The sequence below is a fragment of the Janthinobacterium sp. PLB04 genome (assembly GCF_021165895.1).
Taxonomy (GTDB): Bacteria; Pseudomonadota; Gammaproteobacteria; order Burkholderiales; family Burkholderiaceae_D; genus Janthinobacterium; species Janthinobacterium lividum.
Map to the genome: position 1 here is coordinate 2,018,621 of NZ_CP088968.1, position 14,051 is coordinate 2,032,671.

The following is a 14,051-nucleotide window of genomic DNA, read 5'->3' on the forward strand; positions in this document are numbered from 1 at the left end:
TATGGCGGGGCGAAGCGTGAATTTATTGCTATCACACAACAACTTCTCGAGAAAAGATGCGTCCGCATCGTATCATGTTTCCTCTGAAGACGTCGATTACTGACTTTAAAGTCGGTAAAATACGGTGTGTTTATTCAAGCATGGCGCGCCAGCATGGCCGCTGCTTCTTCGGTGCTCTGGTGCGCGCGCGCGGCCATGGCGTCGCCCAGCATCACCAGCACGGGGCCGTGGGTATCGCCCAGGCCATGCGCCAGGGCGCTCAGCGGCAGGCGTACGATGCGCTGGTCCGGGCGGCTGCAGTTTTCAATCACCACCACCGGGGTGTCGGCACGGCGGCCCTGCGCTAGCAGGCGCTGTGCCGTGGCGATGGCTTCACGGCCGCCCATGTATTGCACCAGGGTGTCGCAGTCGGGAATGCGCGTCTGGTCAGGTTCGCCCGGCGCCGTGCTGGACGTGAAAAAGGCCACGCTGCGCGACACGCCCCGCTTGGTCAGCGGCTGCTGTGTGGCGGCCGCTGCCGCCAGTGCCGTGGTAATGCCGGGCACCACTTCCACCGCGATGCCCGCCTCTTCCAGCGCGCGCAATTCCTCGTCGGCGCGCCCGAACAGCATGGGGTCGCCCCCTTTCAGGCGCACGACGACGGCGTGCTTGCGCGCATGGTCGACCAGTTGCTTGTTGATGAAGGCCTGCGCCGTCGACAACTGGCCGCAGCGCTTGCCTACGAGGATTTTCTTCGCCTGCGGGCACAGCTCCAGCATCTCTTCGGTGACCAGCGCGTCGTGCAGCACGACGTCTGCTTGCGCCAGCAGGCGCGCGCCGCGCAAGGTCATCAGGTCTTGCGCGCCGGGGCCGGCGCCGACCAGGTAGACCTTGCCGGGGAGAGATGGGGAGCTGTTCATGTGGCTGCCTTTCCTGGACGATGCGGAGTTAGAGTCGAACCATGCCGGCCGCGACCGTCTGGTGGGTGACTTCATCGATCAGGATGAAGGCACCGGTGGCGCGGATATCGGCATACGCGTCGGCCGCCAGCGCCTGCTGCACATTCAGGCTGATGCGGGCGATATCGTTGAGCTTCAAGCCTTCGGCCGGATGGCGCTGCTGCGTATTGATGTCGAGGATCGATTCGATCGCCGTCACCTTGGCTGCCGTCTGTTTCGTGCCGTGCTTGATCCAGTACTTGCGGCGCAGGTCCAGCGCGTCTTCCGACAGCCAGCACACGTCGGCCACCACCTGTTTCAGCAGGGTGGCAGGACGCTCGCTGCTTGCCAGCAAGTCGCCGCGCGAGATATCGAGGTATTCATTGAGCAGCAGGGTCACGGACTGGCCCACCACGGCCGTCGACAGCGAACCGTCCAGGGTGACGATATCCTTGACGGTTGCCGTCTGGCCCGATGGCTGCACCACCAGGGTGTCGCCGATGCTGACCTTGCCCGCTTCGATGCGGCCCATGTAGCCGCGGAAGTCGTTCGCTTCGTGGCCATTGTGGCGCGCCACCAGCTGCACCGGGAAGCGGAATGGCGTGTCGTGCGATTCATCGTAGACGGACAGCGATTCGAGCAGTTCGATCAGGGTCGGGCCCGTGTACCAGCCCAGCTTGTCGCCGCGTTCGACGACGTTGTCGCCAGTGAGTGCCGACAGGGGAATCGGCGTGATGTCCTTCAAACCCAGCGACTGGGCAAATTCGCGGTAGGCGGCCACGATGCGCTTGTACACCGTTTCATCGTAGTCGACGAGGTCCATCTTGTTGACGGCCACGACCACGTGCTCGATCTGCAGCAAGTGCGCGATGGTCGAATGACGCTTGGTCTGGATCAACAATTCCACGCTGCCATCGTCGCCCAGTTTTACCTTCGACACGTCGATCAGGATGATGACGGCATCGGCGGTGGAAGCGCCCGTGACCATGTTGCGCGTGTATTGTTCGTGGCCCGGGGTGTCGGCGATGATGAATTTGCGTTTCGGCGTAGCAAAGTAACGGTAGGCCACGTCGATGGTGATGCCTTGCTCGCGTTCCGCTTCCAGGCCGTCCGTCAGCAGGGACAGGTCGACCGTGTCGCCCACCGTGCGCTTGTGCTTGGAGCGCGACATGGCGTCGAGCTGGTCGGCGAAGATGCCCTTGCTGTCGAACAGCAAACGGCCGATCAGGGTGCTTTTGCCGTCATCGACGGAACCGGCCGTGATGAAGCGCAACATGCCGCGCTCCAGGCTGTCGGTGAGGTTGGTGTTCTGGATTGCTGCGTTCATTAGAAATACCCTGCTTTCTTGCGTTTTTCCATCGAGGCTTCGGAAGTCTGGTCATCCATGCGGGTGGCCCCCCGTTCCGTGATTTGCGTGATTGCCGTTTCGGCGATGATGGCGTCGACCGTCGCCGCATCGGAGGAGACAGGGCAGGTGCACGAGATATCGCCCACCGTGCGGAAGCGCACGACTTGCGTTTCCACTGTTTCGCCTTCGCGTGGCGGCGTCAGGTCCGTCAGCGGCACCAGCAAGCCGTTGCGCGGGATCACCTGGCGCTCGTGCGCGAAGTAGATCGGCGGCAATTCCAGTTGCTCGCGGGCGATGTATTGCCACACGTCCAGCTCCGTCCAGTTCGAGATGGGAAACACGCGCATGTTTTCACCGGGATGCACGCGGGTGTTATACAGGTCCCACAGTTCCGGACGCTGGGCTTTCGGGTCCCAGGCGCCGAATTCGTCGCGGAACGAGAAGATGCGTTCCTTGGCGCGGGCCTTTTCTTCATCGCGGCGGGCGCCGCCGATGCAGGCGTCAAAGCCGTGTTCGGCGATGGTTTCCAGCAAGGTGACGGCTTGCGCCGCATTGCGCGAATCCGTGGCCGGGTTGCGCAGACGCACGGTGCCGCGCTTGATCGAGTCTTCCACGGAGCCGACGATCAGGCGTTCGCCCAGTTCCGCCACCTTTTTATCACGGAAAGTAATGACTTCCGGGAAGTTGTGGCCCGTGTCGATATGCACGAGGGGAAATGGGAACTTGCCCGGGCGGAAGGCTTTTTCAGCCAAGCGCAAGAGGACGACGGAATCCTTGCCACCGGAAAACAGCAGCGCAGGATTGGCCGATTCGGCCGCCACTTCACGCATGATGTGGATGGCTTCCGATTCAAGGCTGTCGAGGTGACGCTGGTTCAAAATATTGCTCATATGGGTGCTTTCTTATTCTGCTGAGTCTGTTGTGTCTGTTCAGGCTGCCACGGATTTGATGCGTATCAATTTGCCGTCCACCATGTGCAGGCCGCATTCCTTGGAGTCCGGGTTTTCCCACCACCAGCGTCCGGCGCGCACATCTTCGCCCGGCTGGACGGCCCGCGTACAGGGTTCGCAGCCGATCGACGGGTAGCCCTGGTCGTGCAGCGCGTTGTAGGGCACGTCGTTGGCGCGGATGTATGCCCACACGTCTTCTTCCGACCAGTCGGCCAGCGGATTGAATTTCGTCATCGCGTGCGCCGCGTCGTCTTCCTGCACGTGCAATTCGGCGCGCGTGGTGGACTGGGCGCGGCGTTGTCCCGTCACCCAGGCCTTGTTGCCGGCCAGGGCGCGCCCCAGCGGTTCGACCTTGCGGATGCGGCAGCATTCGCGGCGCATCTCGACGCTGTTATAAAAGGCGTTCAGGCCGTTCTGTTCCACGTAGGCAGCCACCGCTTCCGGCTGCGGGCGGTACAAGGTGATGTCGTGGTCGTAACGGGTCTTGACCTTGTCGAGCACGGCCAGGGTTTCCTGGTGCAGCCGGCCCGTTTCCAGGGAAAAGATGCCGATGGGCAGCTTCGCCTTGAGAATCATGTCGGTCAGCACCATGTCTTCGGCTGCCAGGCTGGACGCGAACACGGCCGGCGAAAAATCCGCGGCGATGCGTGTCAGCGTTTGCTCGGTGGCGTCAATCAAAGAAGTCAAATTGCTCATGATGGGCCCTCAGATGCCGGCCGCGTTGTCGAGGTCAGGATTCTGGCCTTCGCGCTGGTGGCGGCGGAACAGCGGTGATTTTTGATCCCACGAAGCCTGGTAGGTTTCCGAAAAGACCGACAAACCTTTCAGGGCGTCGTGGATGCTGCGGTCGGGCCGGGTGGCATAAGCGTCAAAGCCTACCCTGTGCATGGAAAACAGCTGATCGCGCAGCACGTCGCCGATGGCGCGCAACTCACCCTGGAAACCCAGGCGGGCGCGCAGGTTGAAGGCGATCGAATAGCCGCGGCCATCCGTGAATTTCGGGAAGTCCACGCCGATCACGGGCAGTTGCGCCACGTCGGCCGCCAGTTCTTCCGGGCGCTCGTCGCTGGCCAGCCATACGCCGATGTCGGGCAGGCGGGCGGTCAGGGTCTCGCGCTGGGCTTGCCATACGAGCAGGGGCACGATGACCTTGCCTGCAGGCACGACGACTGTTTCCGGCGTGTCGTTTTCATCGAGGCGCAGCAAGCCCCAGGTATTTGGCACCACGGCGGCATTCTTGATGATTTCTTCGCGTACTTCAAACATATTCGTCCTCTCCCACCAGGTTGCCGACCGTGATCGGCGTTGCATATACGTGTTCCTTGAACGGCGCCACTCCCAGGCGCTGAGCCGTATCGACGAAGCGCTCGCCTTCGTGGCGGTCGCGCACATAGACGTGCAGCAGGCGGCCGATGACTTCAGGCATCTGCAGGGAAGAGAACGATGGTCCGATGATCTTGCCGATGGCCGCATTGTTGCCTTGTGCGCCGCCAATCGACACTTGATACCATTCGCTGCCATCCTTGTCGACGCCGAGGATGCCGATGCTGCCCACGTGATGATGGCCGCAGGCATTGATGCAGCCGGAAATATTCAGTTCGATCTCGCCGATGTCATGCTGGAAGTCGATGCTGTCGAAGCGTTCGGCAATGGCGGCCGCGATCGGCAGCGACTTGGCGTTGGCCAGCGAGCAGAAGTCGCCACCGGGGCAGCAGATCATGTCCGTCAGCAAGCCGATGTTCGGCGTGGCCAGGCCATGCGCCTTGGCTTCCTGCCACAGTTTGAACAGTTTCGACTGCTCCACGTCGGCCAGCACCAGGTTTTGCTCGTGGGTCACGCGCAGTTCGCCAAAGCTGTAGCGGTCGGCCAGATCCGCCACGAAGTCGATCTGCTCGGCTGTCGCATCGCCTGGCGGCACACCCGTTTTCTTCAGCGACAGTACCACGGCCACGTAGCCGGGACGCTGGTGCGGCTTGACGTTGCGCGCCAGCCAGTTTACGTACGCCTTGTTGTCCGCGTGCTCCGCCTTGTAGTCGAGTTCCGGCAGGGCAAGGTAGGCGGGTGGATTGAAGAAGTCCGCCACGCGCTGCATTTCCTCGGCCGTCAAGGTTTCCGGACCATCTTTCAAGTCGACCCACTCTGCTTCCACCTGGCGCGTGAATTCTTCCACGCCGATGGCCTTCAACAGGATCTTGATGCGCGCCTTGTATTTGTTGTCGCGGCGGCCGTGCAGGTTGTACACGCGCATGATGGCCTGGATATACGTCAGCAAATGCTGCCACGGCAAGAATTCGCGCACGACGCTGCCCAGGATCGGCGTGCGGCCCATGCCGCCGCCTGCCATCACCTTGAAGCCCACTTCGCCAGCTTCGTTGCGCACGGCCGTCAAGCCGATATCGTGCACGGCGATGGCGGCACGGTCTTCTTCGGCGCCATTGATGGCGACCTTGAATTTACGCGGCAGGGCGATGAACTCGGGGTGGAAGGTGCTCCATTGGCGCAACACTTCCGCGTACGGGCGCGGATCGATGATTTCATCGGCGGCGACGCCGGCGAACGGGTCCGATGTTGTATTACGGATACAGTTGCCGGAAGTCTGGATCGCGTGCATTTCCACCGATGCCAGGTCCGTCAGGATATCGGGGGTTTGCTCCAGTTCGATCCAGTTGAACTGGATATTCTGGCGCGTCGTGAAGTGGCCATAGCCGCGGTCGTACTTGCGCGCGATGTGCGCGAACATGCGCATCTGCTTCGACGACAGCAAGCCGTACGGCACGGCGATGCGCAGCATGTAGGCGTGGCGTTGCATGTACAGGCCGTTTTGCAGACGCAGCGGAATGAACTCCTCTTCCGTCAGCTCATTGGCGATACGGCGCGCAACCTGGTCTCGGTACTGGGCGATGCGTTCTTTGATGATGAGGTGGTCGTACTGATCGTAGTGGTACATATCAATTCCTAAAAAAGCCGGGGTGCTGGAAGATTGCCTGGGATTATGTTCTTGATACTGCTCTTGTCACTTGTTCGGTAATTAATAGATTAGCTTCACTGCCACGCCGGTCAAGGTCATCGCCAGCAGCACTCGTAAAAACTTTTCCGGCACGGAGCGGGCGACCCAGGAACCGAGCGTGATGCCGGGCAGGGAGCCGACCAGCAAGGAGGCCAGCAATTCCCAGTGGATGGAGCCGAGCCACCAGTGGCCCAGGGCGGCGATGGCCGTCAGGGGCACGGCGTAGGCGATATCGGTGCCCGCCACTTCGGCCGAGCTCATGCGTGGATACAGCATCACCAGCAGGGTCGCGCCGATGGCGCCGGCGCCGATCGAGGACACCGTGACCAGCACGCCCAGCACGGCGCCGGAAATAATGGTCGCAGCGGCAAGCTTGTTACCTTGCAATTGTTTCTCGGGGTGTGCATTGATCCAGGCCAGCATGCGGCCCTTGAAAATCAGCGCCACGACGGTCAGCAGCACGGAGCCGGCGATCGAGTAACGGATGATCTGGCCGATTTCCGGCGACAGGGTGCCGAACGATTTCAGCGCCAGGGTCGCGATGACGGCGGCGGGCAGGGCGCCGATGCACAGGCGCTTGACGATATCCCAGCGGATGGTGCCGCGCAGGCGGTGCGTGAGCGTGCCGGCGCTCTTGGTGATCGAGGCGAACGCCAGGTCGGTGCCCACCGCCACGGAAGGCGGCACGCCAAACAGCAAGGTTAACAGCGGCGTCATCAGCGAACCGCCGCCCACGCCGGTCATTCCTACGAGTAATCCTACGGCAAATCCTGAGACTATATAAGACAAAGTCATGCTTGCACCCCCAAAGTACCCGCAATAGTAATAAACTTAGTGTTTATTCCAAACTACTAAGTACGCATTTGCTTATATGCGATATGCGTATATGCATGAACGTAAAATCATGGGTGGGGCGGAAACTCGGCAAATTACGGCAATCTAGGGCAAACCAGCAATGAATCTCCATCAATTGCGCTTCGTGCGCGAAGCGGTCCGGCAGAATTACAACCTGACGGACGCCGCCAAGGCCTTGTTTACGTCGCAACCGGGCGTATCGAAAGCCATCATCGAGCTGGAGGAAGAGCTGGGCGTGGATATTTTTACGCGCCACGGCAAGCGCATCCGCGGCTTGACGGAACCGGGCCGCCTGGTGCTGGAGTCCGTCGAGCTGATCATGCAGGAAATCGACAGCATGAAGCGCATCGGCAAGGAATTCGCGGCGCAGGACAGCGGCAGCTTTACCATTGCCACCACGCATACGCAGGCGCGCTACACCTTGCCGAAGGTGGTGCAAGCCTTCATGTTGAAGTTCCCGAAGGTAAGATTGTCGTTGCTGCAAGGCAATCCGCGCCAGATCGCCGAGATGGTGCAGCGCGACCAGGCCGACCTGGCCATCGCCACGGAATCGATCGCCGCCATCGATGGCTTGATCACCTTGCCATGCTATCAGTGGGAGCACGTGGTGGTGGTGCCGGTCGACCATCCGCTGCTCAAGTCGAAGTCCGTGACCCTGGAAGAAATCGCCGCTTTCCCCCTGATTACCTATGACAGCGCGTTTGCCGGACGCAACAAGATCGACCACGCTTTCGTGTTGCGCGGCCTGAAGCCTGACATCTTGCTCGAAGCCATCGATGCGGACGTGATCAAGACTTATGTCGAGTTGGGCATGGGGATTGGTATCATAGCGGGTATGGCCTTCGATGCCGAGCGCGACAAAGGCTTGCGCGCCATCCCTGTCGGCCACCTGTTCGGCATGAATGTGTCGCGCGTGGCTGTCAAGCAAGGCGCGTATTTGCGCAGCTATATTTATACCTTTATCGAGTTGCTGACGCCGACCCTGAACCGCAAGCTCATCGAGCAGGCGATGAGCGGTGATAAAGAGCACTACGAACTATAACAATGCATGAAGTCGGCCGGGCGAGGTGCCTGGCCAAGATTATTTAAGAAGAGAAGAAACAATGATTACCGATCAGCTTGCCAAATATTACGCCACCATCGCGCAGCAGTACGAGCGCGTCTATGACAAGCCCGAACGCCAGGAAGACCTGGAAGTGTTGCGCGACAAGGTCGCCGACGTGCTGGAAGGCCACACCGTGCTGGAACTGGCTTGCGGTACCGGCTATTGGACGGAGGTGGTTGCCGAGTCGGCCGAGTCCGTCCTGGCCACCGATATCAACGATGAAATGCTGGCGCTGGCCCAGGCGCGCGGTTTGCCCGACAACGTCACCTTCGCCAAGCTCGACGCGTTCAACTTGCCGGACGACTTGCTGGGCAAGTTCACGGCCGTGTTTGCCGGTTTCTGGTGGTCGCACGTCAAGCGTGAAGACCAGGACAAATACCTGAAGCAATTGCGTAGCAAGCTGGGCAAGGACATCCTGCTGGTACTGATTGACAATTCCTATGTCGATGGCAGCAGCACCGTTATCGCGCGCACCGACCTGGAAGGCAATACCCACCAGTTCCGCACGACGGATGGGGGCGAGCGCTATGAAGTGCTGAAGAATTTCCCGTCGGATAGCCACCTGCGCAAGAAGTTCGCCCATTCGGCCCGCGAAATCCGCATGAAGCGCCTGGAATACTACTGGCTGCTGAGCTGCCGCCTGAAGTAAGGCCGGACTGCCGCCACAAGCCGCCCTCGGGCGGTTTTTTTTCGCCTGTTGTTTTTATCTGACAAGACATTGTGCCAAAAAACAACATCTTGTCGATGTCATATTGTTGAAGTATTTGGTGGGCATGATTCGGTTCAGCAGCTAAGCAGCAACATTCTTGTCCAACCTAATGTAGAGAATCTCAAGTGAAAAAAATTACTCTGGCAGCATTGATCATCGGCACCTTCGCAGCAGCTACGGCACAAGCACAATCGAACGTCACCGTGTATGGCCTGGTTGACCTCGGTATTGCCAAGACCACTGGCCAGCCGACGGTACAACGCGAAAACAATGCGTCGCGCCTCGGTTTCAAGGGTACGGAAGATCTGGGTGGCGGTCTGTCCGCAATTTTCAACCTGGAAAGTGAATTCCTGGCCGATACCGGCGCACAAAAAGGCGTGTTGTTCGACCGTCAAGCTTATGTGGGCTTGAAAGGCGCGTTTGGTACCGCCATCCTGGGCCGCACCAAGAACCTGGTCGATGGCACCATCGCCCGCGTCGATCCATTCAACACCTACGGCGTGGTCGGCAAGAACAATGAAACCCTGCTGCGTTCGGGCGTCGGCACATCGCGCGTCAACAACGCCGTGACCTACAACAGCCCAAGCTTTGAAGGTTTCGTGGGCAGCCTGCAATACGTGCTGAGCGAAGTCAACAGCGCTGACGCAGGCGTGATCGGCCTGGCAACTTACGACAATGGCCCGATCAGCTTGCACGCCGGCTACGAAAAAGCCGTGCAAGCAACGGCAACGGCCGCCAAGCCTGACCTGTGGTCCATCGGTGGCGGCTATAAATTCGGCCCAGCCAAGATCACGGCCGCCTACTCGAAAGGCGACACCAAAGTTGCAACGACCGGCGAATTCAAGTCTTACCTGATCGGCCTGAACTACACGGTTGGCGGCGGCGATGCCAAAGTGTCGTATGGCAAGCAAGAGCAAAGCAACAACAAGTTCAAGGATCAGGACACCATCAAGGAATTCGGCGTCGGTTATGACTACCACCTGTCGAAGCGCACCGACGTGTACGCTTACGCTGGCCGCGAGCGCGTGAAGTCGCTGACTTCGTACCAGATCGGCCTGGCACACAAATTCTAAGCATCATTCGATGTAAGGAAGCAAAGGCGCCTGCGGGCGCCTTTTTTATTGCATCGCCGCTGCTGCTGCCGCCTCCGCATGCATGGGCAGCGAGATGTCGATGCGCGTACCGCCCAATTCGCTATCGGCGCCGATATGGATGCTGCCGTTCAAGCCCCACACCCGTTCGCGCATACCCAGCAAGCCCAGGGCCGTGGCTTTTTCCAGGTCGTGTTCGGCAATGCCGCGGCCGTCATCCTGGATGGTGATGGCGAGCGAGGAATCGATGCGGTGCAGAGCGATGGTGATGTGGCTGGCCTCGGCATGGCGCGCGATATTCGTCAGCGCTTCCTGCACGATGCGATAGATGGCCGTGCTGCGCGCATCGTCGAGCACGAGGTCGGCTTCGTCGGCCAGCAAGTCGAAATGGATGGCGCGGCGCAGCAGGAAGTCGTGCCGCAGTTTTTGTAGCGCAAAATATAAGCCCCCTTCATCGAGCGCGCGCGGACGCAGGTTGCTGGCGATGCGCCGCAGCGAGGTGATGGCCGTCACCAGCAAGCCGTCCATGCTGTGCAGCAGTGCTTGCAAGGATGCGGTGGTATCCGTGTGCTGGCGCACCAGGGTCAGGTCGACGCGCAAGGTGGCCAGCAGCTGCCCCAGGTCATCATGCAGTTCGCGTGCGATATGCTTGCGCTCCTCTTCGCGGATGGATTGCAGCGCGCTCGACAATTCGCGCAGTTGCGAAAAGGAGCGGGCCAGCTGTTCATGCATTTGCTGGCGCGCACTGATATCGCGCACGATGATGGTAAACACGCTATGGCCGTCTTCCTGCATGGCCGAGAGTGAACCTTCGAGGGGAAACATGGCGCCATCGCTGCGCCGGCCCGTCAAGGTGTAATCGGTGGCACGCCGGCCCGTCAGGCGCAGCTCCTGGCTGATGTCGCCAAACGGCGGATCGCCATCGTGCTTGCCCAGGCCGTCAAGGGTACGCAAGTCGCGCAGGATGTAGTGGCCCAGGCGCATGCCGCGCATGCCGTCCGGCGTGTCATCGAACAACCTGGCTGCCGCCGCGTTCGCATGCAGGATGATTTGCCCGCTGTCGATGCTGATGATGGCGTCGCTGGCGCTGTCGATGATGGCCTGGCCACGCGCCTGCCGTTGCCGGAGGGCTTTCAGGGGAGGAAACAAGCACAGCAAAAGCGCTGCAGCCATGCCCAGCGGCAGGATGCGCAGCAGTGTGGAACTGCCTCGGTCAGGCATGGGGTTCTCCTTGCGAACGTGAACGAAGGCAAGACAGGAATGGCAGACAGGACTTTAGCCTATGCCTGTTGGCACGGCGCGGCTTGATATGGCGCAGGAAGGGGAAAGAAGCGAGTGATGCGCCGCGCCGGCCTGGGCCGGGCGGCGGCGAGAGACTTACATTTGCTTGAACAGGTGCAGGAAGCTGCGGCTCACTTCGAGCTTGTCGGACTTGCCTTTGATGAGCACCAGGTGGCGGCCGCGGATGTCGCGCGTCACGCCTTCGATGGCATTCACGTTGACCAGTGTGGCGCGGTGGATTTGCCAGAACAGCGAAGGATCGAGCTCTTCGGCCAGGTCGCGCACGGGCTTGCGGATCAGCGCCTCATACTTGGCTGTCTGCACGCAGGTGTATTTCTCGTCAGAACGGAAGAACAGAATTTCTTCCACGGGGATCATGCGCAAGTCCTGGCCGATGCTGGCCTGTATCCATTGCAGATACGTGGGCTTGGCCGTGATTTTTTCCGCCAGTTGCGACAGCATGGCCGTGACGCTGCTGTTGACGTCCAGGGCCGGCTTGTTCAAATGGGTTTTCAGGCGCTCCACCGTGACCAGTAAGCGCTCATGCTCGGGCGGCTTGAGCACGTAGTCGACGGCGCCCCGCTCGAAGGCTTCGACGGCGTGGGTATCATAGGCCGTGACGAAGACGATATGCGTCTTGCCGCCAATCACTTGCGCTGCTTCCATGCCTGTCTTGCCCGGCATGCGGATATCGAGGAAGGCAAAGTCCGGCTTGAGTTGCTCCACCAGTTTGATCGCTTCGTCGCCATTCTTGGCTTCGCCGATGATTTCCAGTTCAGGCCAGGCTTGGCCCAGGCGCAGGCGCAGCTGGTCGCGCATCAGTCTTTCGTCGTCGGCAATAATAGCGGTAGGCATAGGTCTCAAGTGTGAACAGGCGAAGATTGATTATTCAATGATTTAGCGTTTTTATCAACTACTCTGTCTTATTTGGACAATTGATATGGCACTTCGATCACGGCGCATACGCCGGACGGTTGATTAGGCGTAATGGTCAGGCTGCCCTGGTCGCCATGCAGCAGCTTCAGGCGCTCGCGGATGGTGGGCAAACCGAGTCCCGTGCCATCGCTGGGTACCACGCCAAAGCCCAGGCCGTCATCGGTCACCGTGACGCGCAGCTTGCTGTGCGCCACTTCTGCCACGATGCGCAGGGTGCCGCCTTCCGGTTTGACTTCCAGGCCGTGTTTGATGGCATTCTCTACCATCGATTGCAGCATCATGGGCGGGAAGGCGGCGCTGCGCAGGCCGTCGGGAATCTGGAAATCGACGGTCAGGCGTTCTTCCATGCGCATTTTCAGCAGGTTCAAGTACGCTTGCACCATATCCGCTTCACGGCCCAGGTTGGTAATCAGGGCGTTGTCGCGCATTTGCGGCAGCACGGCGCGCAGATACTGGATCAGGCTGCGCTGCATCTTGGCTGCGCGCGGCGGATCGACCTGGATCAGGTGTTCGACGGAGGCCAGTGTGTTGAACAGGAAGTGCGGCTCGACTTGCGCCTGCATCATCTGCATCTTCGCTTCGCTGAGCTGGCGCTGCATGGATTCGCGCTCGGCCGCTTCGTTTGCCGTGACAGTTTCCGCTTCCGCACGTTTCTTGCCGCCAACCAGGGCTTTCATGGCAAACAGGGCCAATACCAGCAAGGACACAAAGCTCTTGAACCAGGTCGATGCCTGCTGGTGATAGCGCGACACTTTTTGTTCTGCCGCATCATCGACCGCTTCTTCAATAGCATTCGACAGCTCTTCGCCGATTTGCGGCGGCAATTCAATATGGACTTCTTCGCCCGAGGCATTCGTCGTTACTGGATAGCTGGGTTTGGCAGGGGCCGCCGGTGGTTCAGGCGGTTCGGGCGGCACGGCACCGGCTTGTGCGTCTGCCTCGGCGGCATCGGCTGGATCGGCCGGGCTGCTACGGCGGTTCTTGCTGTTGCGGGGATTGAAGTGAATGCCCGTATCGTCGATCAGGATATTGGTTTCGCCCGAGCCCTTGCTGCTGCGTTTATGCGACTTGATGACCACTTCTTCGTCCGGGCTGGACGAGAACAGCTCATCTTGCAAAATGGAGCCGGCGATCAGTGCCAGTGCAGCGAACAGGAAGAATTTCCACCAGGACAGTTGGGTAACCCAGGTCGTCGTCGCGTCGAATGCCCGTTGCAACCAAGCGAGGATGGTTTTCAACAATTGGGGCAGGCTGGAAATCGGAAGCATGAGGGCACTTTCAAATACAAGAGTTAATCGACGCAGCGGGCAAGTTTAACCCCTTGTTGAGTAGCGTCAGAGTCTGATGTTGCCACTGTGCCTAAAGACCACGAACTACGCCAGCCGATTGCGACAGGCTGCACAAAAAGGCGCTTGAAGTGAAGACAAGGCTTGCTGGGCCGTGAGGGCGGGGAAATAGCCCTTGCGGAGAGTGCGGGGCACGGCTATAATTCGCCCCCTCGCTGAACGACGCATGCAAATGCCGAGTAAAGCAGGGTGAAAAAAGAAGGTTGACGAAACGATCTAAACGCTTCATACTCTTCCTTCTTCGCAGCTGACAAACACAACGCTTTGTCGATAGCGCGAAAGCAGTAACCGAATACAGTTCTTTAACAATTAACAGTCGATAAGTGTGGGCATTTGATGTAAGTGCAGCAGTGATCTTCGGATCGCTGTAAAACTTAAAATATCAAATGTTCACAAGAAATAATGAAATAGGCGCTACGAAAGTAGTGGCCTGTCAGTTTTTTGAGTGAGCAAATCTTTTGCAATGCAAAAGATTTGGATGGTAGTGATACTGTCCGACCTGTCAG

13 protein-coding genes are annotated in these 14,051 nt (G+C 59.7%); 3 read left to right on the forward strand and 10 right to left on the reverse strand.

What is annotated here, in order from left to right:
- Nucleotides 1-134: 134 nt before the first annotated feature.
- The 7 genes from cobA to LSO07_RS08885 all read right to left on the reverse strand — a co-directional run bounded on the left by cobA (nucleotide 135) and on the right by LSO07_RS08885 (nucleotide 7,017).
- Nucleotides 135-899, reverse strand: coding sequence for a uroporphyrinogen-III C-methyltransferase (gene cobA, locus LSO07_RS08855; protein ID WP_099389335.1), 765 nt, complete (start codon nucleotides 897-899; stop codon nucleotides 135-137).
- Between the two features lie 28 nt (nucleotides 900-927).
- Nucleotides 928-2,244 (reverse strand): sulfate adenylyltransferase subunit 1, encoded by a 1,317-nt coding sequence (locus LSO07_RS08860; RefSeq protein WP_034782214.1) that lies wholly within the window; start codon nucleotides 2,242-2,244, stop codon nucleotides 928-930.
- Nucleotides 2,244-3,155 carry a sulfate adenylyltransferase subunit CysD gene (cysD, locus tag LSO07_RS08865; RefSeq protein WP_034782216.1) on the reverse strand — a complete coding sequence of 304 codons (912 nt, stop codon included), beginning with the start codon at nucleotides 3,153-3,155 and terminating at the stop codon, nucleotides 2,244-2,246. Before cysD ends, LSO07_RS08860 begins: the two co-directional genes overlap by 1 nt.
- Before the next feature lie 39 nt (nucleotides 3,156-3,194).
- Entirely contained in the window at nucleotides 3,195-3,911 is a 717-nt protein-coding gene (locus tag LSO07_RS08870; protein WP_070282804.1) for a phosphoadenylyl-sulfate reductase, read from the reverse strand.
- A gap of 9 nt (nucleotides 3,912-3,920) precedes the next feature.
- Entirely contained in the window at nucleotides 3,921-4,481 is a 561-nt protein-coding gene (locus tag LSO07_RS08875) for a DUF934 domain-containing protein (RefSeq protein WP_151093415.1), read from the reverse strand.
- A complete protein-coding gene (locus tag LSO07_RS08880) occupies nucleotides 4,474-6,162 on the reverse strand; it encodes a nitrite/sulfite reductase (protein ID WP_034782222.1) in 1,689 nt (562 codons plus the stop codon). The genes LSO07_RS08875 and LSO07_RS08880 overlap by 8 nt, the downstream gene beginning before the upstream one ends.
- Before the next feature lie 81 nt (nucleotides 6,163-6,243).
- Nucleotides 6,244-7,017, reverse strand: coding sequence for a sulfite exporter TauE/SafE family protein (locus tag LSO07_RS08885; protein WP_034782225.1), 774 nt, complete (start codon nucleotides 7,015-7,017; stop codon nucleotides 6,244-6,246).
- A gap of 160 nt (nucleotides 7,018-7,177) precedes the next feature.
- Here LSO07_RS08885 and LSO07_RS08890 point away from each other — a divergent pair, with 160 nt between their 5' ends.
- From LSO07_RS08890 to LSO07_RS08900, 3 genes are all read left to right on the forward strand, one after another.
- The gene (locus tag LSO07_RS08890; protein WP_034751505.1) at nucleotides 7,178-8,119 is read left to right on the forward strand and encodes a CysB family HTH-type transcriptional regulator; all 942 of its coding nucleotides are present in this window, start codon (nucleotides 7,178-7,180) and stop codon (nucleotides 8,117-8,119) included.
- A gap of 61 nt (nucleotides 8,120-8,180) precedes the next feature.
- A complete protein-coding gene (locus LSO07_RS08895; RefSeq protein ID WP_034782226.1) occupies nucleotides 8,181-8,831 on the forward strand; it encodes a class I SAM-dependent methyltransferase in 651 nt (216 codons plus the stop codon).
- Nucleotides 8,832-9,016: 185 nt separating this feature from the next.
- Nucleotides 9,017-9,964 (forward strand): porin, encoded by a 948-nt coding sequence (locus LSO07_RS08900; RefSeq protein ID WP_052140115.1) that lies wholly within the window; start codon nucleotides 9,017-9,019, stop codon nucleotides 9,962-9,964.
- A gap of 45 nt (nucleotides 9,965-10,009) precedes the next feature.
- On the opposite strand, the gene LSO07_RS08905 is transcribed toward LSO07_RS08900, so the two are convergent.
- The 3 genes from LSO07_RS08905 to LSO07_RS08915 all read right to left on the reverse strand — a co-directional run bounded on the left by LSO07_RS08905 (nucleotide 10,010) and on the right by LSO07_RS08915 (nucleotide 13,467).
- Nucleotides 10,010-11,203 carry a PAS domain-containing sensor histidine kinase gene (locus LSO07_RS08905; RefSeq protein WP_099389331.1) on the reverse strand — a complete coding sequence of 398 codons (1,194 nt, stop codon included), beginning with the start codon at nucleotides 11,201-11,203 and terminating at the stop codon, nucleotides 10,010-10,012.
- Nucleotides 11,204-11,359: 156 nt separating this feature from the next.
- The gene (locus LSO07_RS08910; RefSeq protein ID WP_151093417.1) at nucleotides 11,360-12,118 is read right to left on the reverse strand and encodes a LytR/AlgR family response regulator transcription factor; all 759 of its coding nucleotides are present in this window, start codon (nucleotides 12,116-12,118) and stop codon (nucleotides 11,360-11,362) included.
- Between the two features lie 68 nt (nucleotides 12,119-12,186).
- A complete protein-coding gene (locus LSO07_RS08915) occupies nucleotides 12,187-13,467 on the reverse strand; it encodes a sensor histidine kinase (RefSeq protein ID WP_151093419.1) in 1,281 nt (426 codons plus the stop codon).
- Between the last annotated feature and the right edge of the window lie 584 nt (nucleotides 13,468-14,051).